A 23,436-nucleotide genomic window follows, 5' to 3' on the forward strand; every position below is an offset into this window, starting at 1 on the left:
CCGTATGCCCCGGCGAATATCGCAGCGAGGGGTGACGATGCAGTCCATAGCCGGTCGGATCATTCTGCTCGACGGTTGGAGGCGGGCGGTCCTCGCCTTTATCGCCGGCCTGATCGCCACCTTCGCGCTGGCGCCCTACGACGTGCCGCTCGTCGGGTTCGTCAGCTTCCCGATCCTGGTCTGGCTGATCGACGGAGCGGTCGGCGAGCCCGGTCGCGGCCCGTTGAAGCGGCTCGCGCCGGCCTTCGGCGTCGGCTGGTTCTTCGGCTTTGGCTATTTCCTGGGCGGGCTGTGGTGGCTCGGGGCGGCCATCCTGGTGGATGCGGCCGAGTTCTGGTGGGCGCTGCCCTTCGCCGTTCTGGGGCTTCCCGCGGTTCTCGCCTTCTATCATGCCGCCGCCGCCGCCCTCGCCCGCCTCTTCTGGAGCGAGGGGGAGGGCGCATTCTGGCGCTGGCGGCCGCCTTCTCGCTGGCGGAGTTCGCGCGGGCGCATCTTCTCACCGGCTTTCCCTGGAACGAGATCGGCATGATGGCGGCCCCGACGCCGCTCGCGATGCAGAGCCTGTCGCTCGTCGGCCTGCACGGGCTGACGCTCGCCGCCGTCATCGTCTTCACGGCGCCCGCCATGGTCGTCGGACAGGGCCGTGGCCGAACGAGCGTCGCCGCGCTGGCGCTGATCTTGGCCGTCGGGCATCTCGGCTACGGCGCCTACCGCCTGTCGCAGCCCTCGCCCGGATATGTCGCGGACGTGGATCTGCGGATCGTCCAGCCGAACATTCTCCAGTCCCAGAAGTGGGACGCGGAGGAGGCCGAGCGCATCTTCGCCCGGCATCTGGAGCTCTCGGCCGACCGGACCGGCGAAGAGGCGGCCGAGACGCTCGTCGTCTGGCCGGAATCGGCCTTCCCCTTCATCCTCACCGATCAGCCGGACGCGATCGCGCGGCTGGCGGACACTTTCGTTCCGGGCGAGACCCTGCTGGCCGGGGCCGCGCGCGCGGAGGGCGAGCGCGGAACCGAACGCCTCTTCTACAACTCCCTTCTCGTGATCGGCGAGGACGGGACGATCGCGGACGCGCGCGACAAGGTGCATCTCGTCCCCTTCGGCGAGTATCTGCCGTTCCAGGCGGAACTGGAGTCGCTCGGCATCAGCCAGCTGACGCAGCTTCCCGGTGGCTTCACGGCCGGTGCGGATCGCAGTCCCGTCACGCTTCCCTTCGGCGCCTCCTTCCTGTCTCTCGTCTGCTACGAGATCATCTTCCAGGACGAGATCGAGGTCTCCGGCGTCGAAAGCGAAAGACCCGGCTTCCTCCTCAACGTCACGAACGACGCCTGGTACGGGCGGACTCCCGGCCCCTATCAGCATGCACGGCATGCCCAGGCGAGCGCGGTGACCTTCGGGCTGCCGCTCGTCCGGGCCGCGAACACCGGAATCTCCTTCGTCACCGACGCGACCGGACGCGAGATCGCTGGTCTCGATCTCGGCCTTACGGGCGTGGTCCGCTCGCCCCTGCCAGCGGCCGCAGAGCCGACGGTCTTCTCGCGCCTGCGCAACCTTCCCTTTTTCCTCGCTCTCGCTCTGGTGGCGGGCACGGCCGTCACATTTCGCGCCGGTGGACGTCAGAAGAGGAATTTTACAAGCGCTGATCGCAAAAACTCTTGACCGACTTTTGCAGATGCGGATGAATTCATTCATAGGAATTGATATGAACATTTGACGGGCCATCCCGGGCCGTGACGACGGGGGAAGAATGCGGGCGAGCAACAAGAAGCCTGAACCGGCGGATGCGCATATCGGACGACGGGTCCAGAAGCGTCGACGCGAACTCGGTCTCAGTCAGGAGAAGCTCGGCGAGCGGCTCGGCGTGACGTTCCAGCAGGTCCAGAAATACGAGAAGGGGACCAACCGGATCGGCGCCGGTCGCCTCCATTCGATCTCCGAGGTGCTGGAGACGCCGATCGAGTTCTTCTTCGACGGGCTCAGCAGCCCGTCGAGCCCGGAAGGGTTTGCCGAGGGCGAGAACCAGCCGTCCCTGGAAGATCGCCGCGCGTCCGAAGCGGAAGCCGCGCGGGTCGCCGCCGAGTTCGAGAAGATCGGCGATCCGAAGATCCGCCACAGCGTTCTGGAGCTGGTGCGCTCCATCGCATCGACGTCCGTGACGAGGTCGTCGAAGCGGTAGCTCGCGGCGCATGAGTTCGAACGCGGGCGGGAGCGGCTGGCTTGGGGACCGGGTCCTTCCGAAACCCCAGCCGATCTTGAGGGCGGCCGGTCGCGGCGCCCAAGATGTTCGATCCGGCTGATCGTCTGATCGGCCGGTGTCCCGCTTGGTGAGGGGGCGGCGTAACGGTGCCTGGAGCCCTCTGTGCGGCCTGTCCGGCGCCCGATTCGCGCCGAACCCTCTCCCCGATTTCCCTTGACGCTTTGTGGCTTGCGCGCCAAACCGGCGACGCCCGTCATGCGGGCTTCACTCCCTACCGGTCCGCGCTCGGCGGGTCGGTCCATCGAAATCGATCCAGAAGGGTCGCGAACCTGAGTTCGCGGCGGGAAAGCTCCATATGGCACGCAGCGAATACCTCTTCACCTCCGAGAGCGTCTCGGAAGGTCACCCCGACAAGATTTGCGACCGCATCTCCGACGAAGTCGTCGACCTCTTCTTCAAGGAGGCGAAGAAGGCGGGCATGGATCTCGGCAATCTGCGGATCGCCTGCGAGACGCTCGCCACGACCAACCGGATCGTCATCGCCGGCGAGGTTCGCTGCTCCCTCGACGAGAAGCAGATCCGCTCCAAGGTGAAGGCCGCCGCCCGCCGGGCCGTGAGGGACATCGGCTACGAGCAGGACGGCTTCCACTGGAAGACCGCCAAGATCGACGTCCTTCTCCACGCGCAGTCGGCCGACATCGCGCAGGGCGTGGATGCGGGCAACAAGACGAGCGAAGGCGCCGGCGACCAGGGCATCATGTTCGGCTACGCCTGCCGCGAGACGCCGGAGCTGATGCCGGCGCCGATCTTCTACGCCCACAAGGTGCTGGAGCGCCTGAGCCAGGCCCGCCGCGCCGGCGAGGGCGAGGCCGGCAAGCTCGGCCCGGACGCCAAGAGCCAGATCACCGTCCGCTACGAGAACGGCGCTCCCGCCGAGATCGCGTCGATCGTCCTGTCGACCCAGCATCTCGACGAGAGCCTGACCTCCGAGGACGTGCGGCGCATCGTCGAGCCTTTCGTGCGCGAGGCGACGGAAGGGCTGCCGATCGCCAAGGACTGCGTCTGGCACGTCAATCCGACGGGCAAGTTCGTCATCGGCGGCCCCGACGGCGACGCGGGCCTCACCGGCCGCAAGATCATCGTGGACACCTATGGCGGCGCGGCGCCGCACGGCGGCGGCGCCTTCTCGGGCAAGGACCCGACAAAGGTCGACCGCTCGGCCGCCTACGCCGCGCGCTACCTCGCCAAGAACGTCGTCGCCGCGAAGCTCGCCGAACGCTGCACGATCCAGCTCGCCTACGCGATCGGCGTCGCCGAGCCCGTGTCGATCTATGTCGATCTCCACGGGACCGGGAAGGTGGACGAGGCCGAGGTGGAGAAGGCGATCCGCTCGCTCGTCAGCCTGACGCCGCGCGGCATCCGCGAGCATCTGCAGCTCGCCAAGCCGATCTACGCCAAGACCGCCGCCTACGGCCATTTCGGCCGCAAGCCGGGGCGCGACGGGTCCTTCTCCTGGGAGAAGACCGATCTCGCGCCCAAGCTTAAGGCCGCGCTGGGCGCCTGAGGTTCGCGATGACGGAAGAGGCCTCGCGGCCGACGCGTTCGCGCGAGGCCTTCTTCGGACGCCACAAGGGCAAGACGCTGAGCCCGCTTCAGGCGGGTCTTCTGGAAACGCTCCTGCCCGTTCTGCGGGTGGAGCTCGCCTCGCAGGCGCCGACGGATCTGCGTTCGCTCTTTCCCGGACCGGTCGAGGCGGTGCGGCTGGAGATCGGCTTCGGCGGCGGCGAGCATCTGCGGCACGAGTGCGGACGGTTTCCGCAGACCGGGTTCATCGGTGTCGAGCCCTTCGTGAACGGCATGGCGAAGATGCTGGTCGCGCTCGACGAGGCGCCGATCGCCAATCTGCGCCTTTACGACGACGACGCGACGCGCCTGCTCGACTGGCTGCCGGACGGCGCTCTCGACGGGATCGATCTTCTCTACCCGGACCCCTGGCACAAGAAGAAGCACTGGAAGCGCCGCTTCGTGTCGGATCGCAATCTCGACCGGCTGGCGAGGGTTCTGAAGCCCGGCGGTCTGTTCCGCTTCGCCTCGGACATCGACAGCTATGTGGCCTGGACGCTCGATCACTGCGCGCGCCATCCCTCCTTCCAGATCGCGCGGCCGGAAGGCGAATGGCGGAATCCCTACGAGGGCTGGCCGGGAACGCGCTACGAAGCCAAGGCCCACCGGGAGGGGCGCACCGGGACCTATCTGATCTTCCGGAGGGCGTGAGGATCGTGCCGTCCGATCTCGTCCACAACGAACGGACGAAGCTGCTGGCCAACGCGCTCGACCGCGCGTCCACGGCCGCGCTGGCCGTCGGCGTCCTCGGCCCGATCGTCACCGCCAGCTACGGGCTTGGGCCGTCGGATCGCCCGTTCCCCTTGCTGGGATTGATCGTGGGGACGATATTGTGGATGATCGTGGCCGTATCGCTCCATATTTTCGCGCGATGGACCTTGAGGGACTTGAGATGAGCGGCGCCTTCATCTTCGCCTACTTCGTCCTGCCCTTCCTCGTCGGAGGATTGGGCTTCGCGGCCTATTACCTTCATGCTCGGCAAAGCGAGGCCGAGATGCGGGCGCGAATGCAGCCCGATCGCTCGAAGGGTTGATCTTCCGCCGATCGGGGTGTAGGTAAGCCACCATATTCTCTAGCGATGTGATCGTGAGAGTGGGTCCTCCCGGTCCCGCTCTTTTTGTTAGGTCCGGTCCTTCGCTTCGTTCATTCGCTCCGCGTGTTCCGCGGAGCGCCAACCGGTGAATTCGGAGCCTCCGTGACGCTGCAGTCCAAGCGCATCATCATCGAAGACGGTCAGGAGGCGCGCGTCGCCGCCATCGTCGAGCCGGCGATCGAGCAGATCGGATACCGGCTGGTGCGGGTGCGGCTGTCGGGGCTGAACGGCAAGACGCTTCAGATCATGGCCGAACGGCCGGACGGGACGATGTCGATCGAGGATTGCGAGGCGGTGAGCCGGGCGATCTCTCCGCTTCTGGACGTCGAGGATCCGGTCGACGGCACCTACCATCTCGAGATTTCGTCGCCCGGGATCGACCGCGCGCTGGTGCGCCGGGAGGATTTCGAGGCCTGGGCCGGGCATCTCGCCAAGCTCGAGACTAGCCGCGCCATCGGCGGCCGCAAGCGGTTCCGGGGGCGGATCGTGGCGGTGGAAGGCGAGGCGATCCGCTTCGAGCGCGACCAGCCGGCCTATGGCGAGGAGAGCACGATCGAGGTTCCCTTCGATGCGATCGGCGAGCTGCGCCTGATCCTGACGGATGAGCTGATCCAGGCTTCGCTGAAGGCCGACAAGGCCGCGCGCAAGGCACGCGGCGAGCCGGAAGACGACGACGCGTCCGGGGAGGATACCGGGCCGACGGTGCATTGAGCGGCAGCGGGCGGGCAGCCCGCGCGGCGACGAAACGGACGACCGGCGGGCCGAGACGGCTGCGGGAGTCGACCAGGAGACGTGAAGACAATGGCAGTCAGTGCGAACCGACTCGAACTGTTGCAGATCGCCGATGCGGTCGCGCGCGAGAAGTCGATCGACCGCGAGATCGTCATCGGCGCGATGGCCGAGGCGATCCAGAAGGCGGCGCGCGCCCGCTATGGCCAGGAGACCAACATCCGGGTCGACATCAACCAGCGCACCGGCGAGATGAAGCTCCAGCGTCTTCTGGAGGTCGTCGAGGACGTCGAGGATCCGAACACGCAGATCTATCTCGATCTCGCCCGCGACAAGAATCCGGACGCCGAGCCGGGCGACTTCATCGCCGAGCAGCTGCCGCCGATGGATTTCGGACGCATCGCCGCCCAGTCCGCCAAGCAGGTCATCGTGCAGAAGGTGCGCGAGGCCGAGCGCGACAAGCAGTACGACGAGTACAAGGATCGCGTCGGCGAGATCGTCAACGGCACGGTGAAGCGCGTCGAATACGGCAACGTCATCGTCGATCTGGGCAAGGGCGAGGGCATCATCCGCCGCGACGAGCAGATTCCGCGCGAGCTGTTCCGCTACGGCGACCGCGTGCGCGCCTTCGTCTACGACGTGCGCCGCGAGCCGCGCGGCCCGCAGATCTTCCTGTCGCGCACCCATCCGCAGTTCATGGCGCGGCTCTTCACGATGGAAGTGCCGGAAATCTACGACGACATCATCGAGATCAAGGCGGTCGCCCGCGATCCGGGCTCGCGCGCCAAGATAGCCGTCGTCTCCCGCGATTCCTCGGTCGATCCGGTCGGCGCCTGCGTCGGCATGCGCGGCAGCCGCGTCCAGGCCGTCGTCGCGGAGCTGCAGGGCGAGAAGATCGACATCATTCCCTGGTCGCCGGATGCGGCCTCCTTCCTCGTCAACGCGCTGCAGCCGGCCGAGGTCGCCAAGGTCGTGCTCGACGAGGACGCAGAGCGTATTGAAGTCGTGGTTCCCGATGACCAGCTGTCTCTGGCGATCGGGCGTCGCGGCCAGAACGTTCGCCTTGCCTCGCAGCTGACGGGCTGGGACATCGACATCCTCACCGAGGAAGAGGAATCGCAGCGCCGCCAGAAGGAATTCGCCGAGCGCTCCGACCTGTTCATGAACGCGCTGAACGTCGACGAGATGGTCGCGCAGCTGCTGGCCTCGGAAGGTTTCACGACCGTCGAGGAAGTCGCCTATGTCGATTCCGACGAGGTCTCGTCGATCGAGGGCTTCGACGAGGACACGGCGGGCGAGCTGCAGAACCGGGCGCGCGAGTATCTGGAGCGTGTCGAGGCCGAGCATGACGCCAAGCGTCGCGAGCTCGGCGTCTCGGACGACCTGCGCGGCATCGACGGCCTGACGACGCCGATGCTCGTCGCCCTCGGCGAGGACGGCGTGAAGACGCTGGAGGATTTCGCGGGCTGCGCCGCCGACGATCTGGTCGGCTGGAGCGAGCGCAAGGACGGCGAGACCAAGCGATTCCCCGGCGCGCTCTCGAACTTCGAGGTGAGCCGTCAGGATGCCGAGGCCATGATCATGCAGGCCCGCATCCAGGCCGGCTGGGTGAGCGAAGAGGAACTGGCGCCGGAGGTCGGCGAAGAGGAGACCGAAGAGGAGGCCTGAGCCGGATGGACGGGCAGGGCGACATCGAGCCGGAGGACGAGACGCTGAACGATCGCATGTGCATCGTCTCGCGCGACCGGCTGCCGGCGGATCGCCTGATCCGCTTCGTCGTCGGCCCGGACGGGGCGGTCGTCCCCGATCTTCGCAGGCGTCTGCCCGGGCGCGGCGCCCATGTGGAGGCGCGGCGCTCGGCGGTCGAGAAGGCCGTGGCGCGCAACGCGTTCCGCAGGGCCTTCAAGGGCGAGGGCCGCGCGGAGAAGGATCTGGCGGACCTCGTCGAGAATCTTCTGGCGAAGTCCGCTCTCGGGGCCCTGGGCCTTGCCCGCAAGGCCGGCCAGCTTTCGGCCGGCGCGGCGAAGGTCGAGGCGGATCTGCGCTCAGGCCGGGTTCTGGCCCTTCTGCAGGCCCGCGACGGGTCGCCCGACGGGCGGCGCAAGATGGAAGGGGCGCGCCATGCCGGCGCGGTCCGAACGGGCGGGGGAGCAATTCCCGTCCATTCGCCGTTCACGGTGGACGAAATGAGTTTGGCGTTGGGCCGGGCGAATGTGGTACATGCGGCCGTCCTTGCGGGAGACGCGGGTGCCGCGCTCTTGAATCGCCTCCATGCGCTGGAGGTTTATCGCGGGGAAGACTCTGCGACGAGGGACGGGGAGCAGGGCCGCGACGAGCGGACCGGCTCGACCTCGAAGGAAGAACATGGGCAGAGCGGCGACGCGACGCCCCGCACGGACGAAGCGCCTGGAAGATCGTCCGGGCAGGAAGCGGAAGTTTAAATGAGCGACACGAAATCCGGCGACGACAAGACGCTGACCGTTTCGACGAAGAAGACGCTGTCCATCAAGCCGGGCGGCGTCTCGCAGTCGGTGGTGCGTCAGAATTTCTCGCACGGCCGCTCCAACAACGTGGTCGTCGAGACGAAGAAGCGGCGCATCAACAAGCCCGAGGGAGGCCCCGCGAGCGGCGCATCCCCGAGCGTTGCCGCCGGCCTCGGCGCACGTCCCTCGCTGACGCCCGCCCAGGCTCAGGCTCTCGCCAACGCCAAGGCGCAGGAGGCCGCCGAAGCCGAGGCGCGTGAAGCCTCCGCTCAGGCCGAGGCCGCGCAGCAGGCCAAGGAAGCCGCCGAACGCGCCGAGGCCGAGAAGGCCGAGGCTGCGGCCGAGAAGGCGCGCCGCGACGCGGAGGCTGCCGAGAAGGCGGCCGCCGCCGAAGCCGAGCGCAAGGCCGAGCCCGCGCCGCAGGCCGCCGCGCCCGCCGAGCCGGCGAAGGTCGAGCCGACGCCGGCTCCGGCTGCGCCCGTCGCGGCCGCTCCTGCCCCGGCTGCACCGGCCGCTGCCGCGCCTCAGGCGAGCCGCCCGGCGGCTCCTTCCGCGCCCGCCGCTCGCAGTGGTGCTCCGGTTGCGTCGCGTCCGCAGACGCCGTCGCGCCCCGGTGCTCCCGCCGGCCAGCCGCCGCGCGGCGCCCAGCCCGTCGGCCGTCCCGGCGCGCCGCAGCGCCCCGGCATGCAGCAGTCCCGTCCGGGCCAGCCGCAGGGCCGTCCCGGCACCAGCGCGCCGGGTGCGCGCCAGCCGCGCGGCGCGGTCCTTTCGGACCTGTCGTCGAAGGAAATGGACGCCCGTCGTCGCGCCCTGGAGCTCGCTCGTCAGCGCGAGGCCGAGGATCGCCGGCTCTTCCAGGAAGAGGAGGCGCGCCGCATCGCGGAGGACGAGCGTCGCCGCGCCGAGCGTGAGGAATCCGAGCGCCGCCAGGCCGAGGAGGCCGCGCGTCTCGAGCTGGAGGCGGCTGCCCGCAAGAAGGCCGAGGAGGACGCCGAGCGTCGCGCCCAGGCCAAGCCGCGCGCTCGCGGCGCCGGCAGCGCCGCCAATGTCATCCCCGGACCGCCGCCCCCGGCCGACGATCTCGGCCTGCGTCCCGCCGGCCGCACGATCGACGGCCGCGGCAAGGCGCGCGCCGAGGAGGACGACGCCCGTCGCCGTCCCGGTGCCCCGCGCACGGCGGCCGATGCGGCCAAGCCGTCGCGCGGCCGTGGCGAGGCCGATCGCCGCGCCGGCCGCGTCAACCTCGACCGCGCCCTGTCGGACGACGATGCGCGCGGCCGTTCGCTCTCCTCGATGCGTCGCCGTCAGGAGAAGTTCCGGCGCTCCCAGTCGAGCCAGCCCCGCGAGAAGATTGCCCGCGAAGTGATTCTGCCAGAGACCATCACCATTCAGGAACTCGCCAACCGCATGTCGGAGCGAGCCGTCGACGTCATCAAGTTCCTCATGTCGCAGGGGCAGATGATGAAGCCGGGCGACGTGATCGAAGCCGATCTCGCCGAGCTGATCGCAGCCGAGTTCGGCCACACGGTGAAGCGCGTCGCCGCGTCCGACGTCGAGACCGGCATCTTCGATGTCGCCGACGATCCGGAAAAGATGGTCGCCCGTCCGCCGGTCGTGACCATCATGGGCCACGTCGATCACGGCAAGACGTCGCTGCTCGACGCCCTGCGCAAGACCAACGTGGTCTCCGGCGAGGCCGGCGGCATCACGCAGCACATCGGCGCCTACCAGATCCAGCATGACGGCCAGCCGATCACCTTCATCGACACGCCGGGCCACGCGGCCTTCACCGCGATGCGCGCCCGCGGCGCGCAGGCGACCGACATCGCGATCCTCGTGGTGGCGGCGGACGATTCGGTGATGCCGCAGACGGTGGAGTCGATCAAACACGCCAAGTCGGCGGGCGTCCCGATCATCGTGGCGATCAACAAGATCGACAAGCCGGGCGCCGATCCGCAGAAGGTCCGCACCGGGCTGCTGCAGCACGAGGTGTTCGTCGAATCGATGGGCGGCGAGGTGCTCGACGTCGAGGTTTCGGCCAAGGCCGGCACCAATCTCGACAAGCTGCTCGAGGCGATCATCCTCCAGGCCGAAGTCCAGGAGCTCAAGGCCGATCCCGACCGCACCGCCGAGGGCGTCGTGATCGAGGCCAAGCTCGACAAGGGCCGTGGTCCGGTGGCGAGCGTTCTCGTCCAGGCCGGTACGCTGAAGACGGGCGACATCGTCGTGGCCGGCGACCAGTGGGGCCGCGTGCGCGCCCTCGTCGACGACCAGGGCAAGCAGCTCAAGTCCGCCGGCCCGTCCATGCCCGTCGAGGTTCTCGGCATGCAGGGCACGCCGGGCGCGGGCGACCGCTTCGCGGTCGTCAAGGACGAGGCGCAGGCCCGCGAGATCGCGGACTACCGCCAGCGGCTGGCGCGCGAGAAGGCGGTGGCCAAGTCCGCCGGCCAGCGCGGTTCGCTCGAGCAGATGATGACGCAGCTCTCGGCGTCGGGCCTGAAGACCTTCCCGCTCGTCATCAAGGGCGACGTGCAGGGTTCGGTCGAGGCGATCGCCGCCTCGCTGGAGAAGCTCGGCACGGAAGAGGTGCAGGCGCGCATCGTCCATTCGGGCGCCGGTGCCATCACCGAGTCCGACGTGCAGCTCGCCCAGACCTCGAACGCGGCGATCATCGGCTTCAACGTGCGCGCCAATGCGCAGGCCCGTCAGGCCGCCGATCAGGCCGGCATCGAGATCCGCTACTACAACGTCATCTACGATCTGGTAGACGACGTGAAGGCGGCGATGTCGGGCCTGCTCTCGCCGGAGCGTCGCGAGACCTTCCTCGGCAACGCCGAGATCCTCGAGGTCTTCCACATCACGAAGATCGGCAAGGTGGCCGGCTGCCGTGTCACGGAAGGCAAGGTCGAGCGTGGTGCGGGCGTTCGCCTCATCCGCGACGGCGTCGTCATCCACGAGGGCACGCTCAAGACGCTCAAGCGCTTCAAGGACGAGGTCCAGGAGGTGCCGGGCGGCCAGGAGTGCGGCATGGCCTTCCAGAACTACGAAGACATCCGCCAGGGCGACATCATCGAGAACTTCCGCGTCGAGCACGTCGCCCGCACGCTCTGACGGCCGCAAGCCGTCAGAGCCAAGCGCGCTCAGCCCTGCGAGTGAAACAAGGTCCGGCGCCCCGCGCCGGGCCTTCTTCGCTCGTGGCGGCCGGGCGCCCTCCTCGAACTGTTCGAGCGTTCAAGAGCCATGGTCAAAACCCGCAACACTCCCAAAGGTCCCTCCCAGCGCCAGCTCTCGGTCGGTGAGACCGTGCGCCACGCCGTGACCGCCGTTCTCCAGCGCGGCGAGATCGAGGATCCGGCGCTGAAGGGCGCCGTGGTCTCGGTGACCGAGGTTCGCATGTCGCCGGACCTGAAGCTCGCGACCGCCTACATGACCGTGCTTGGCCAGGAGGACCTCGATCCCTTCGTCGCCGCGCTCAACCGCAACGCCAAGTTCATTCGCGGGCGTCTGGCGCCCGCTCTCAGACAGATGAAGTACATGCCCGACATCCGCTTCCGCGAGGACGACAGCTTCGACAATTACGCGCGGATCGACGCGCTCCTGCGCTCGCCGGAAGTCGCCCGCGACCTCGACGGCGACGAGGGGGAGGAACGCTGATGGGTCGCCAGCACCGCCAGGGGCGCAAGCCCAAGGGACGTCCGGTCTCGGGCTGGGTCATCTTCGACAAGCCGAAGGGCATGGGCTCGACCGAGGCCGTCGCCAAGATCAAGTGGCTCTACTTCGCGCAGAAGGCGGGCCACGCCGGAACGCTGGATCCGCTCGCCTCCGGCATGCTGCCGATCGCGCTGGGCGACGCGACGAAGACGGTCCCCTACGTGATGGACGGGCGCAAGACCTACCGCTTCGCCGTGCGCTGGGGCGCCGAGACCACGACCGACGATACGGAAGGCCCGGTGACGAACTCGTCGGACGCCCGGCCGGACGTCGCGGCGATCGAGGCGCTGCTGCCGCGCTACACCGGCGCGATCAGCCAGGTCCCGCCGCAGTTCTCCGCGATCAAGATCGACGGCGAGCGCGCCTACGACGTCGCGCGGTCGGGCGAGGCGGTGGAGATCGCCGCCCGCACCGTCGAGGTCCACGACCTCGCCATCGTCGAGACCCCGTCGGCGGACGTCACGGTCTTCGAGGCCGAATGCGGCAAGGGCACCTATGTGCGCTCGATCGCTCGCGACATGGGCCGCGACCTCGGCTGCTACGGGCATATCGTCGAACTGCGGCGCACGGCCGTCGGCGGCTTCGACGAGGAGGACCTCGTCACCGTGGACGACCTGGATGCGGCCGCCGACGAAGGACGCGAGACGCTCGACGAAGAGGCGATCACCGCCGGCGCCAAGGCGCGGGTCACCGACTTCTCGGCGCTCGACGCCTTCATTCTCGATCCCGCGACGGCGCTCTGCGACCTCTACGAGGTGCGGCTGACGGACGATCAGGCGGGGCGGGTGCGCTCGGGCAATCCGGTGCTCCTGCGCGGTCGCGACGCTCCGGCCGCGCTCGACGAGGCCTATGCGACCGGCCACGGCCGTCTCGTCGCGATCGGCACCGTCGAGGAGGGGGCCTTCCATCCCCGTCGCGTGTTCGGCGGCAGATAAAAGCCTGCCTCGCTTCTGAAACCATCGCGGTCTCGATCCGTAGCTTCCTGCGAACCCAACACGGAGGAAGCTCATGATCATCCGCACTCTGACCCTCGGCGCCGGCGCCCTTCTCGCTTCGACCGCGATGGCCGCCGCCGTCCCCGCCGTCTTCCTGACCGACGACGCGACGCTCGTCACCGTCGACAGCGAGACCTGGGAGGTCCAGGAGACCGTCGAGGTCGAGGGCGTCGAGCGCCTGCACGGCATCGACTTCCGTCCCGCCGACAACGAGCTCTACGGCGTCGACGGGCAGAACCGGATCCTGCGCATCGACCCGGCGACCGGTTCGGTCGAGGAGGTCTCGACCCTGAACACCGCCATCCCCGCCGGGGCGACCACCGTTGCGGTGGACTTCAACCCCGCGGCCGATCGGCTCCGCGTCACCACGGGCACGACCAACTACCGCATCAATGTCGACACCGGCGAGGTGACGACGGACGGCGAGCTGGCCTTCACGGAGGGCGACGAGAACGCGTCCGCCTCGCCCGACATCGTGGCGGTCGCCTACACCAACTCCTTCGAGAAGCCCGAGGCGACCGCGATGTACGACATCGACGCGACGCTCGGCGCGCTGATCCAGCAGACCGCCCCGAACGACGGCACGCTGGCGACCATCGGCGGGCTCGGCATCGAGGGTGCGGCACCCTACGCCTTCGACATCCATTCCTCGGACGGAAGCGAGAACACCGCGTGGCTGGTCACCGGCGGCACGGTCTACACCGTGGATCTGGAGTCCGGCGCGGCGACCGAGGCAGGCCCGCTGGAGGGTGTCGAGGGCGAGGTCCGCGACGTCTCCTTCATGCCCGGCCCGGCGATGTAAGGCTGGTCGAAGCGTTTCGAGCTTTATGGGGCGGGCCTTCGGGTCCGCCCTCTTCGTTCGGGGGCCGCGCTCGCCGCCGGCATGACCGAAGCGGGCTGGTAATCGGCGGCCGAGGCGCGTATATCGAGCCCGTCGCCCTTCGAGCCTCACGCCGGAGGGCGCTTTTCCATGGCCCCTCGCTGGACGACATCCCGGCCTGGGGCGACCGAACCCTCCAATCCAGAAAGGGATCCCCGATGTCGATCACGCCCGAGCGCAAGGCCGAGCTTCTCAAGGAATACGCGACCAAGGAAGGCGACACCGGTTCGCCCGAAGTCCAGGTCGCGCTGCTCTCCGAGCGCATCGCCAACCTGACCGAGCACTTCAAGGGCCACAAGAAGGACAACCACTCCCGTCGTGGCCTTCTGAAGATGGTTTCGCAGCGTCGTCGCCTCCTGGACTATCTGAAGGACCGCGAGGAAGACCGCTACACGGCCCTGATCGGCCGTCTGGGCCTGCGCCGCTAGTCAATCCTCGAAGGGGCGGGTGCCGACCGGCGGCCGCCCCTTCGACCATGATCGCCGCGCCCGGTTCGGGAGCGGCGCCCACTGCCCCGGCGGATCCGCCCCTTCTGGACGAAGCGGGCCCCCGCCGGACGAGCCGAACGCTCACGGGGCAGGATCGCCGGACGCTTCCCGGCGCGACGCCGCATCGCCAGACGATGCGGCAAGGATCGTGCCGAACCTCCCATGAAGCTTCCTGCCGTCTTGCCCGTGCGCGTTTCGAGATGAACGGGCCGCCGCCATATGGGCGCGGCCGAGCACGAAAGAGACATCCATGTTCGATACGCATCGCGTCGAGATCGACTGGGCGGGCCGTCCGCTCACGCTGGAGACGGGCAAGATCGCCCGCCAGGCCGACGGCGCCGTCCTCGCCACCTACGGCGAGACCGTGGTCCTGGCCACCGTCGTTTCGCAGAAGCAGCCCAAGCCCGGCTTCGACTTCTTCCCGCTGACGGTGAACTACCAGGAGAAGACCTTCGCGGCCGGCAAGATCCCCGGCGGCTTCTTCAAGCGCGAGGGCCGTCCGTCCGAGAAGGAGACGCTGGTCTCCCGCCTGATCGATCGCCCGATCCGCCCGCTCTTCGCCGAGGGCTACAAGAACGACACCCAGGTCGTCGCCACCGTCCTCCAGCATGACCTCGAGAACGATCCGGACATCGTCGCGATGGTCGCCGTCTCGGCCGCTCTGACGCTGTCGGGCGTGCCCTTCATGGGCCCGATCGGCGGCGCGCGCGTCGGCCATATCGGCGGCGAGTTCAAGCTGAACCCGCATGTCGACGAGATGGCCGAGTCCAAGCTCGACCTCGTCGTCGCCGGCACGCAGGACGCGGTCCTGATGGTCGAGTCCGAGGCGCAGGAGCTGGACGAAGAGACCATGCTCGGCGCCGTCATGTTCGGCCACAAGGGCTTCCAGCCGGTCATCGACGCCATCATCAAGCTGGCCGAGGTCGCCGCCAAGGAGCCGCGCGACTTCACGCCCGCCGACCATTCGGCGCTCGAGAGCGAGATGCTCGGGCTGGCCGAGAACGAGCTGCGCGACGCCTACAAGAACACCGACAAGCAGGCCCGCTACGCGGCCGTCGACGCGGTGAAGGCTCGAGTTCTGGCCCACTTCCTGCCCGAGGGCGTGGAAGAGACCAAGTACACGAAGGAGCAGGTCGGGACGGTCTTCAAGGACCTCCAGGCCAAGATCGTTCGCTGGAACATCCTCGACACGCAGTCGCGCATCGACGGCCGTCCGCTCGACAAGGTTCGCCAGATCGTCGCCGAGGCCGGCATGCTGCCGCGCACCCACGGCTCGGCGCTCTTCACGCGCGGCGAGACGCAGGCGCTGGTCGTCGCGACGCTCGGCACCGGCGAGGACGAGCAGTTCGTCGACGCCCTGACCGGCACGTATAAGGAGACCTTCCTCCTTCACTACAACTTCCCGCCCTATTCGGTGGGCGAGACGGGCCGCATGGGCTCGCCCGGCCGCCGCGAGATCGGCCACGGCAAGCTCGCCTGGCGCGCGATCCGTCCGATGCTGCCGGCCAAGGAGCAGTTCCCCTACACGCTGCGCGTCGTCTCCGAGGTCACCGAGTCGAACGGCTCGTCCTCCATGGCGACCGTCTGCGGCACCTCGCTGGCGCTGATGGACGCGGGCGTTCCGCTGCAGCGTCCGGTCGCCGGCATCGCCATGGGCCTCATCAAGGAAGGCGACCGCTTCGCGGTTCTCTCCGACATCCTGGGCGACGAGGATCACCTCGGCGACATGGACTTCAAGGTGGCCGGCACCTCCGAGGGCATCACCTCGCTGCAGATGGACATCAAGATCCAGGGCATCACCGAGGAGATCATGCAGATCGCTCTCGGCCAGGCGAAGGGTGGCCGTCAGTACATCCTCGACGAGATGAACAAGGCGCTGGGCGAGGCTCGCGCCGAGCTCGGCGAGTTCGCCCCGCGCATCGAGGTGATGAACATCCCGACCGACAAGATCCGCGACGTGATCGGCTCGGGCGGCAAGGTCATCCGCGAGATCGTCGAGAAGACCGGTGCCAAGATCAACATCGAGGACGACGGAACGGTGAAGATCGCCTCCTCCTCGGGCAAGGAGATCGAGGCGGCCAAGAAGTGGATCCACTCCATCGTGGCCGAGCCGGAAGTCGGCGAGATCTACGAGGGCACGGTCGTGAAGTGCGTCGAGTTCGGCGCCTTCGTAAACTTCTTCGGGGCCAAGGACGGTCTGGTCCACATCAGCCAGCTCGGCGCGGAGCGCGTCCAGAAGACGCAGGACGTGGTCAAGGAAGGCCAGAAGGTCTGGGTCAAGCTCATGGGCTTCGACGAGCGCGGCAAGGTCCGCCTGTCGATGAAGGTCGTCGATCAGGCGACCGGCCAGGAGATCAAGAAGGCGCCGAAGGGCGAGGCCGAAGAGGACGCCGTCTGATCACGGGCGACGACTTCGGCTAGGATCGAAGGGGCGGGCCGTTCGGCTCGCCCCTTTTCGTTCGGGCTCCCAGGGGTGCGTTCATGGAAAACCTCGGTCTTCGGCAGGCGCGACGCATCGCGCTCGCCGCGCAAGGGTTCGGAGCGTCCCGACCCGTCGCCGCCGATCGCGGGCACATGCTGCGGCTGGCGAGCCGGCTGAACCTCTTCCAGATCGATTCCGTCAACGTTCTGGCCCGCGCGCATTATCTGCCGGCCTTTTCGCGGCTCGGTGCCTACGACCGCGCCCTTCTGGAGCGCAGCGCCTGGGGCCGCCCGTCCGAGCGCCGCTTCTTCGAGTTCTGGGCGCACGAGGCCTCGCTTCTGCCGCTCGACCTCTATCCGGCCCTGCGCTGGCGCATGGCGCGGGCCGACCGGGGGGAGGCCGGCTACCAGGGAATGCGGCACATCGCGAAGGAGCGTCGGGCGGAGGCCTTCGCGATCCTCGATCGCCTGCGCACGGAAGGTCCGATGGCGGCCTCCGACCTCGGGACCGGGCGTCCCGGGTGGTGGGAGTGGAGCGAGGCGAAGGTGATGCTCGAATGGCTCTTCTACGCCGGCCATGTCACCACCCGCACGCGGCGCAATTCCTTCGAGCGTGTCTACGATCTGACCGAGCGGGTGATCCCGTCCGCGCTTCTCGATGCGCCCGCGCCGGACGAGGGGGAGGCGCACCGGATACTGATCGAGCGCTCCGCCCGCGCGCACGGGATCGCGACCGAGGCCGAGCTGCGCGACTATTTCAGGCTCGGCGTCGCGGAGACGAGGCTCGCGGTGGGCGAACTGGTGGAGGAGGGGGTTCTTCTCCCCGTTGCCGTTCCCGGCTGGCCGAAGGCCTATCTCCATCGTGACGCCAGACGGCCGCGCCGGGTGGAGGCGACGGCTCTGCTCGCGCCGTTCGATCCGCTGGTCTTCGAGCGCGACCGGACCGAGCGGCTCTTCAATTTCCGCTATCGGATCGAGATCTACGTGCCGGAAGCGCTGCGGCGCCACGGCTACTATGTGCTGCCGTTCCTCTTCGGCGACCGGCTCGTCGGCCGGGTCGATCTGAAGGCCGACCGCAAGGCCGGTCGGCTGGTGATCAAGGCGGTCCACTGGGAAGCCGACGCGCCGGACGGGAGCGCGGAGGCGCTCGACGCGGAGCTCGCGCTGATGGCGCGCTGGCTGGGTCTCGGCGAGGTCCGCGGCGCGGCGGAGAATTCCTTAAACCTTTAGGCAGGCGCCGCCGCAAAGCCTCCGTCGATTCGACACGGGAATCGACCATGAGAGCGCCAGGCCGCAACGGTGCGGCAGGGAAAACTCTTCATGACCTTCCAGCTGACCCGGCGTCGCTTCACCGTCCTCTCCCTCGCCGTGGGGAGCGCCACTCTCCTGCCCCGGCTGGCGTCTGCCCAGGAGACGCCGGAGGCCCTGTTCGAGCGGCTGGAGAGCGAGATCGGCGGGCGATTGGGCGTTCTCGTCCGCGACACGGGCGACGGGCGCGAATGGTCGCACCGCCCGGACGAGCGCTTCCCGATGGCGAGCACCTTCAAGGCTTTGCTCGCCGGCGCCGTGCTGATGCGCGTCGATCGCGGCGAGGGGACGCTGGATCGCCAGATCGAGATCGGCGAAGGCGACCTCGTGCCCCATGCGCCGATCACGGAGCGCCATATCGGCGCCTCTCTGACGGTCGGTGAGCTGTGCGCGGCGACGGTCGCGACCAGCGACAATCCGGCCGCCAATCTCATCCTCCAGAGCCTCGGCGGGCCGGAGGGCTTCACCGCGCTGCTGCGCGAGGCGGGCGACGAGACCACGCGCCTCGATCGCTGGGAAACCGCTTTGAGCGAGGGCACGCCGGGCGACGAGCGCGACACCACGACGCCACGCGCCATGGCGGCGACGCTGCAGGCGATGGCGCTCGGCGACCTTCTGTCGGACGCCTCGCGCGCCCAGCTCAACGAATGGATGGAGAGCGCCGTCACGGGCGATGCCAAACTGCGGGCGGGCGTACCGGAAGGGTGGACCGTCGGCGACAAGACCGGAGGCGGCGGCAACGGCGCGACGAACATCGTCGCCATCGTCACGCCGCCCGATCGCGATCCCTTCGTCGTCGCCGTCTACTTCCACGAGAACAGGGTCGACCGCTCGGTCATCGACGGCGCGATGGCCGAGATCGGCCGCGCCCTCGCGAGCCTGTGACGGAAGGAGCCGTTCGTTGGCTGCGACCGAAGGCCCCGCGCGGCTTCGGGAGCCTCGAAGGCCGGGCCGCGTTCCGGCAGTCCGAAGAGGAGACGACGCAATGGCGACGACCAAGATGCTCAAGCAGTTCCGGATCGAGATGGGCGAGGACGGCGAGAGCGCGCAGATCCACATCGAGGACGATGGCGGCCAGACGCTGGAGCTGACCGCGAGCCGCGACCAGCTCGACCTTCTGGCGGACACGCTGGACGAGCTTCTCTCGGGAAGCGAGGAAGCCGACGAAGTCTGAAAGAGAGATCGTCGCATGAAGAAGGCCCGCCGGTCCGTCACCGGCGGGCCTTCCTGTTTTCGTTGGCGCGTCTTCGATCAGGCGATCGTCAGGCCGACATTTACATTGCCCCGCGTCGCGTTGGAATAGGGGCAGACCTTGTGCGCCTCGTCGACGAGCTTCTGGGCGTCGGCCTTGTCCACGCCGGGAAGGGCGATGGTCAGGTCGGCGGTGATGCCGTAGCCGCCCTCGGAGCGCTTGCCGAACCCGATCTCGGCCGTGACCGTGGCATCCGCGGGCACCGCGACGCCGACGCCCTTCGAGACCGCGCGCATCGCGCCCAGGAAGCAGGCCGAGTAGCCGGCCGCGAACAGCTTCTCCGGATTGGCGCCGTCGCCGCCCGGACCGCCCATCTCCTTCGGGACGACGAGGTTCAGGTCGATCGACCCGTCCTCCGAACGGGTGCGCCCGTCGCGACCGCCGCCGCTTGCGGTCGCCTTGGTCTTGTAGATGGCTTCGACCGGCATCGATCACTCCTCAAATTGATTATCGTGATAATCAATATAGGCGTTTGCGGCGGGCCTGTCCAGCGCTTAACTGTTGGAAGGTACGATTCGGGAAGGGACGTCCGTGGGCAAGGAGCGCGACGAGCTGAAGCTCGACGATCATCTCTGCTTCGCCCTCTACGGCGCCTCCATGGCCGTCGGGCGGGCCTACAAGCCCGTCCTCGACGGTTGGGGCATCACCTATCCGCAATATCTGGTGCTCTCCACGCTCTGGGAGGAATCCCCGCTCAGCTCCAAGGCCGTGGCGGATCGTCTGGCGCTGGAGCCCAGCACGGTGACGCCGCTCGTCGGGCGTCTGGTCGAGAACGGCTTCGTGACGCGCGAGCGCGACGACGTGGACCGCCGGCAGGTCGTGATCGGCCTGACCGAGAAGGGCAGGGCGCTGAAGGAGGAGCGGGTGTGCCTCGCCGAGACGCTCCTGTCGCGCTCCGGCATGAAGATGAAGAAGCTCGCCAAGCTGAACGAGAAGGTCCGCGCCCTTCGCGACGCCATCGCGGAGGCGACGGCGGACGACGACAGGCGCGCTTGACCTTCCAGCGACTGGAAGCCCCATATCCCGTCCGAGCCTGAGTTCGGTGCCGCGTCCTGCGGCAGAGGATATGCGATGACGACCGTTTCGAACCCCGAGAAGACCGCCGTTCTGTATCGAATGGTGATGGACAAGCATGTCTGTCCGTTCGGCCTTCGCACGCTCGATCTGTTGAAGCGGCAAGGCTATGCGGTCGAGGATCACTGGCTGCGCACGCGCGAGGAGGTCGATGCCTTCAAGGCCGAACACGGCGTGAAGACGACGCCGCAGACCTTCATCGCGGGGCGGCGCATCGGCGGCCACGATGATCTGCGCCGCCATTTCGGCAAGGCGGTGCGCGATCCGAAGGCGCTGACCTATCGCCCGGTCGCGGCGCTCTTCGCCATGGCGGCGGGGATCGCGCTGGCGATGAGCTGGGCGGCGACCGGCTCGCTCCTGACCGTGGCGGCCGGCGAATGGTTCGTCGCGGTCTCCATGTGCCTTCTCGCCCTGCAGAAGCTGAAGGACGTCGAGAGCTTCGCCAACATGTTCCTCGGCTACGACCTTCTGGCGAAGCGCTGGGTGCCCTACGCCTGGATCTATCCCTATGCCGAAGGGCTCGCCGGTCTCCTGATGATCTCCGGCGCGCTCATGTGGCTCTCCATCCCGATCGCCCTCTTCATCGGCACGGTCGGCGCGGTCTCGGTGTTCAAGGCGGTCTACGTCGAGAAGCGGGAGCTGAAATGCGCCTGCGTCGGCGGCGATTCCAACGTCCCCCTCGGCTTCGTCTCGCTCACCGAGAATCTGATGATGGTGGCGATGGCGCTCTGGATGCTGCGCCACTTCCTCTGATTCAGCCGCGCAGCACGTCGCTCCATTCGGGGTGCTTGCCGAACTGCGCCTTGGCGAAGGGGCAGAGCGGCAGGATCGAGATGCCGTCGGCGCGCGCGTCCTCCACGGCGCGGCGCACCAGCGCCAGCCCGACGCTGCGCCCGCGCAGCGCGTCCGGCACCTCCGTGTGGTCGATGATGAGGAGCGAGGCGCCGGCCCGGCTGTAGGTCATCTCCGCCTCGTGCCCGTCGACGGTCGCGGCATATCGGCCCTTGGCGGGCCCGTCCTCGCGCCGCACGTCCACGGCGACGGGCTCGGCGCCCTTGGCCGGGCTCGCATCGGCCTGCCGCACGGGGCGGACCTGCCGGGGGCGGCCCGGCGCGCATTCGAGCGCCGCCCGGTCCCAGGCGCCGAGTTCGGCCGCGGCCTCGTAGGTGGAGGTGAGGAAGGCGAGGAGCGCCGCGTCCGGGTCCGCCGCGGAGCGCACCGCGTCGTAGGGCAGGATGAACTCGGAAAGGTCCGTGCTCCAGAACGCCGCGTCCGGCTGGGCGGCGGCGGTCCTGAAGCCGTTCGGCGCCGGATAGGCGTAGGCGTAGAAGGCCGCGTAGTCGAGCCCGCCGCCGCCCGGCCAGAATCCGGCCGAGGACACCTCGTGGTCGTAGGCCTCCTGCGCCACGTCGTCCGGCAGGGCCGGGACGCCGCCCGAGTGCAGCGGCGCGGTGCGGCCCGAAAAGCGCGTGACGGCCAGATCGAAGGAACCCCAGAAGAGGTGGCTGGGGCTCACCTTGCCGAGGAAGGAGGTGCGGAAGGCCTTGAAGACGCGGTCGACGCTGGCAGTGGCGCGGAAGAAGCGCGTGACGGCCTCTCCGTCATAGGGGCGCTCGCGGTCGTCCTGCGCGAAAGGCACCGGATACGGCACCTCGTTCGGGCGGCCGTGGAAGGTCGGGTCGCCCCCCAGCTCGGCGACGAGCGCGCGGAAGTCGCGGTGGAAGGCCGCGACGGTGGTCGGTCCGAGCGGCATGGAGGCCGTGCGCCCCTCGCCATTGTGGCCGACGAGCCGGTGCTCGATCAGGTCGAATAGGAATTCCAGCCCCGGCCCGTCGGGGATCGGCGACGTCGTCCAGCCGCGCGGCGCAAGATAGAAGGTCGCGTGCCAGGAATGGTTGACCCAGGGCGTGTGCGCGAGCCGATACTTGCCGACGATCTGCAGATAGAGATGCAGGGCCGAGCAGGTCTCGCGCCAGCCCAGATAGTCGAGTTCGGGCCAATCCTGCCGCATCGTCGCGCTCCGTTGAGTCGAGGTCGCGGCAGGTTTCCTCTCAGGATCGCGAAACGCAACCCTTGAGCCATTCACCCTTTCGCGGGCGAAGGCGTTCGATCAGGGGGCGGGGTTGCCGAAGCGCTGGTGCAGCGCATCGACCGCCGCGCTCATCTCGTCGGTCCAGACCACATCGGCGGCCGCGAGACTCTCCTCGAGCTGGGGCAGACTCGTCGCGCCGATGATGGTGGCGGTCACGAAGGAGCGCGAGAGCACGAAGGCGTTGGCGAAGGTGGCGGGCGAGAGGCCGAACTCGCGGGCGAGCGCCACGTAGGCCTCGTATGCCTCCGCAGCCCCCGCCTTCTCGTAGCGCTGAAGCCGGTCGAAGAGCTGCTTGCGCGATCCTGCCGGCAGTGCGCCGTTGGCGTATTTTCCGGTCAGATAGCCCTGCGCGAGCGGCGAATAGGCGAGGAGCCCGACATCCTCGTGATGGGCGATCTCGGCCAGCCCGGTCTCGAAGGTGCGGTTGGCGAGATTGTAGGCGTTCTGGATCGAGACGATTCGCGGGGCGTCGCCCGTCTCGCTCGCCGCGAGCCAGCGCATCGTGCCCCAGGCGCTCTCGTTCGAAAGGCCGAGATGGCGGATCTTGCCGCTGGCGACGAGGTCGGCGAACGCCCGCGCGCTCTCCTCGATCGCCACCTCGTCCTCGTCCCTCGAAGGGGTCGACCAGCGCGTGGGATTGGAGCCGAAACCGGCCGTGCGGCGGTCCGGCCAGTGGATCTGGTAGAGGTCGATACGGTCCGTGCCGAGCCGTTGCAGCGACTTCTCGACCGCCTCCACGATGTTGCGCCGGTCGAGCCTGGGCTTGGAGCCGTCGTCGCGGAACCAGGTGGAATCGGAGCGGCCGACGACCTTGGAGGCGATGGTCAGCCTGTCGCGGTTGCCCCGCGCCTTCAGCCAGGAGCCGATATAGGCCTCTGTCCGCCCCTGCGTCTCGGGCTTGGGCGGAATGGGATAGAGTTCGGCCGCATCGATGAAGTCGATGCCGGCCTCCACCGCGCGGTCGAGCTGGGCGTGGGCTTCGGCCTCCGTGTTCTGCTCGCCGAAGGTCATGGTGCCGAGGCAGATGCGGCTGACGGAGAGATCGGTGCGACCGAGGCGGGCCTTCTGCATCGGGGACTGTCCTTCTGGA

Annotated in this window: 24 protein-coding genes; 21 read left to right on the plus strand and 3 right to left on the minus strand. The window is 68.5% G+C overall.

All coding sequences use genetic code 11. From position 1 onward, the window contains the following. The first annotated feature begins 37 nt into the window (after positions 1-37). The 19 genes from AC6R2M_RS03325 to AC6R2M_RS03415 all read left to right on the plus strand — a co-directional run bounded on the left by AC6R2M_RS03325 (position 38) and on the right by AC6R2M_RS03415 (position 19,102). On the plus strand, positions 38-529 hold the full coding sequence (locus AC6R2M_RS03325; RefSeq protein WP_500485475.1) for a hypothetical protein: 492 nt from the start codon (positions 38-40) through the stop codon (positions 527-529). Next, positions 469-1,659, plus strand: a complete 1,191-nt coding sequence (lnt, locus tag AC6R2M_RS03330; RefSeq protein WP_500487468.1) for an apolipoprotein N-acyltransferase — start codon at positions 469-471, stop codon at positions 1,657-1,659. Before AC6R2M_RS03325 ends, lnt begins: the two co-directional genes overlap by 61 nt. An 88-nt stretch (positions 1,660-1,747) precedes the next feature. Further along, a complete protein-coding gene (locus AC6R2M_RS03335) occupies positions 1,748-2,176 on the plus strand; it encodes a helix-turn-helix domain-containing protein (protein ID WP_500485477.1) in 429 nt (142 codons plus the stop codon). 376 nt (positions 2,177-2,552) lie between these two features. Further along, positions 2,553-3,761: a methionine adenosyltransferase gene (gene metK, locus AC6R2M_RS03340; RefSeq protein WP_500485479.1), complete on the plus strand. Its 1,209-nt coding sequence runs from the start codon at positions 2,553-2,555 to the stop codon at positions 3,759-3,761. Between the two features lie 8 nt (positions 3,762-3,769). Next, on the plus strand, positions 3,770-4,471 hold the full coding sequence (gene trmB, locus AC6R2M_RS03345; RefSeq protein WP_500485481.1) for a tRNA (guanine(46)-N(7))-methyltransferase TrmB: 702 nt from the start codon (positions 3,770-3,772) through the stop codon (positions 4,469-4,471). 5 nt (positions 4,472-4,476) lie between these two features. Beyond that, positions 4,477-4,716 carry a hypothetical protein gene (locus tag AC6R2M_RS03350; RefSeq protein ID WP_500485483.1) on the plus strand — a complete coding sequence of 80 codons (240 nt, stop codon included), beginning with the start codon at positions 4,477-4,479 and terminating at the stop codon, positions 4,714-4,716. Further along, positions 4,713-4,853, plus strand: a complete 141-nt coding sequence (locus AC6R2M_RS03355; protein WP_500485485.1) for a hypothetical protein — start codon at positions 4,713-4,715, stop codon at positions 4,851-4,853. The genes AC6R2M_RS03350 and AC6R2M_RS03355 overlap by 4 nt, the downstream gene beginning before the upstream one ends. A gap of 162 nt (positions 4,854-5,015) precedes the next feature. Next, a complete protein-coding gene (rimP, locus tag AC6R2M_RS03360) occupies positions 5,016-5,624 on the plus strand; it encodes a ribosome maturation factor RimP (RefSeq protein ID WP_500485486.1) in 609 nt (202 codons plus the stop codon). A 90-nt stretch (positions 5,625-5,714) separates the two neighbouring features. Further along, positions 5,715-7,310 carry a transcription termination factor NusA gene (gene nusA / locus AC6R2M_RS03365; protein WP_500485488.1) on the plus strand — a complete coding sequence of 532 codons (1,596 nt, stop codon included), beginning with the start codon at positions 5,715-5,717 and terminating at the stop codon, positions 7,308-7,310. A gap of 5 nt (positions 7,311-7,315) precedes the next feature. Further along, positions 7,316-8,083, plus strand: coding sequence for an RNA-binding protein (locus tag AC6R2M_RS03370; protein WP_500485490.1), 768 nt, complete (start codon positions 7,316-7,318; stop codon positions 8,081-8,083). Beyond that, a complete protein-coding gene (gene infB, locus AC6R2M_RS03375) occupies positions 8,084-11,236 on the plus strand; it encodes a translation initiation factor IF-2 (RefSeq protein ID WP_500485492.1) in 3,153 nt (1,050 codons plus the stop codon). A 129-nt stretch (positions 11,237-11,365) separates the two neighbouring features. Then, positions 11,366-11,779 carry a 30S ribosome-binding factor RbfA gene (gene rbfA / locus AC6R2M_RS03380; protein WP_500485494.1) on the plus strand — a complete coding sequence of 138 codons (414 nt, stop codon included), beginning with the start codon at positions 11,366-11,368 and terminating at the stop codon, positions 11,777-11,779. Further along, positions 11,779-12,771 (plus strand): tRNA pseudouridine(55) synthase TruB, encoded by a 993-nt coding sequence (gene truB / locus AC6R2M_RS03385; RefSeq protein ID WP_500485496.1) that lies wholly within the window; start codon positions 11,779-11,781, stop codon positions 12,769-12,771. Before rbfA ends, truB begins: the two co-directional genes overlap by 1 nt. 73 nt (positions 12,772-12,844) lie before the next feature. Continuing rightward, the gene (locus tag AC6R2M_RS03390; protein ID WP_500485498.1) at positions 12,845-13,633 is read left to right on the plus strand and encodes a DUF4394 domain-containing protein; all 789 of its coding nucleotides are present in this window, start codon (positions 12,845-12,847) and stop codon (positions 13,631-13,633) included. Positions 13,634-13,869: 236 nt separating this feature from the next. Next, positions 13,870-14,139, plus strand: coding sequence for a 30S ribosomal protein S15 (gene rpsO / locus AC6R2M_RS03395; protein ID WP_182084256.1), 270 nt, complete (start codon positions 13,870-13,872; stop codon positions 14,137-14,139). Between the two features lie 310 nt (positions 14,140-14,449). After that, complete coding sequence (gene pnp / locus AC6R2M_RS03400; RefSeq protein WP_500485500.1) at positions 14,450-16,597, plus strand: polyribonucleotide nucleotidyltransferase; 2,148 nt, start codon at positions 14,450-14,452, stop codon at positions 16,595-16,597. Between the two features lie 83 nt (positions 16,598-16,680). Further along, complete coding sequence (locus AC6R2M_RS03405) at positions 16,681-17,850, plus strand: winged helix-turn-helix domain-containing protein (protein ID WP_500485502.1); 1,170 nt, start codon at positions 16,681-16,683, stop codon at positions 17,848-17,850. 90 nt (positions 17,851-17,940) lie between these two features. Beyond that, on the plus strand, positions 17,941-18,813 hold the full coding sequence (gene bla / locus AC6R2M_RS03410; RefSeq protein ID WP_500485504.1) for a class A beta-lactamase: 873 nt from the start codon (positions 17,941-17,943) through the stop codon (positions 18,811-18,813). A 100-nt stretch (positions 18,814-18,913) separates the two neighbouring features. Continuing rightward, positions 18,914-19,102, plus strand: coding sequence for a hypothetical protein (locus AC6R2M_RS03415; protein WP_500485506.1), 189 nt, complete (start codon positions 18,914-18,916; stop codon positions 19,100-19,102). Between the two features lie 77 nt (positions 19,103-19,179). Here AC6R2M_RS03415 and AC6R2M_RS03420 read toward each other — a convergent pair whose 3' ends face one another. Next, positions 19,180-19,608, minus strand: coding sequence for an organic hydroperoxide resistance protein (locus AC6R2M_RS03420; RefSeq protein ID WP_500485508.1), 429 nt, complete (start codon positions 19,606-19,608; stop codon positions 19,180-19,182). A 169-nt stretch (positions 19,609-19,777) separates the two neighbouring features. Between AC6R2M_RS03420 and AC6R2M_RS03425 the strand changes: the two genes are divergently transcribed. Together AC6R2M_RS03425 and AC6R2M_RS03430 are read left to right on the plus strand one after the other, a co-directional pair. Beyond that, the gene (locus AC6R2M_RS03425; protein ID WP_500487470.1) at positions 19,778-20,176 is read left to right on the plus strand and encodes a MarR family winged helix-turn-helix transcriptional regulator; all 399 of its coding nucleotides are present in this window, start codon (positions 19,778-19,780) and stop codon (positions 20,174-20,176) included. Positions 20,177-20,251: 75 nt separating this feature from the next. Then, positions 20,252-21,007, plus strand: a complete 756-nt coding sequence (locus AC6R2M_RS03430) for a MauE/DoxX family redox-associated membrane protein (RefSeq protein WP_500485510.1) — start codon at positions 20,252-20,254, stop codon at positions 21,005-21,007. 1 nt (position 21,008) lies between these two features. Here the strand turns inward: AC6R2M_RS03430 and AC6R2M_RS03435 are convergent, their stop codons facing one another. Together AC6R2M_RS03435 and AC6R2M_RS03440 are read right to left on the minus strand one after the other, a co-directional pair. Then, positions 21,009-22,265: a DUF5996 family protein gene (locus AC6R2M_RS03435; protein WP_500485512.1), complete on the minus strand. Its 1,257-nt coding sequence runs from the start codon at positions 22,263-22,265 to the stop codon at positions 21,009-21,011. A 99-nt stretch (positions 22,266-22,364) separates the two neighbouring features. Then, positions 22,365-23,417 (minus strand): aldo/keto reductase, encoded by a 1,053-nt coding sequence (locus AC6R2M_RS03440; protein WP_500485514.1) that lies wholly within the window; start codon positions 23,415-23,417, stop codon positions 22,365-22,367. Positions 23,418-23,436 lie beyond the last annotated feature (19 nt).

The organism is Aureimonas sp. CAS, assembly GCF_059838215.1.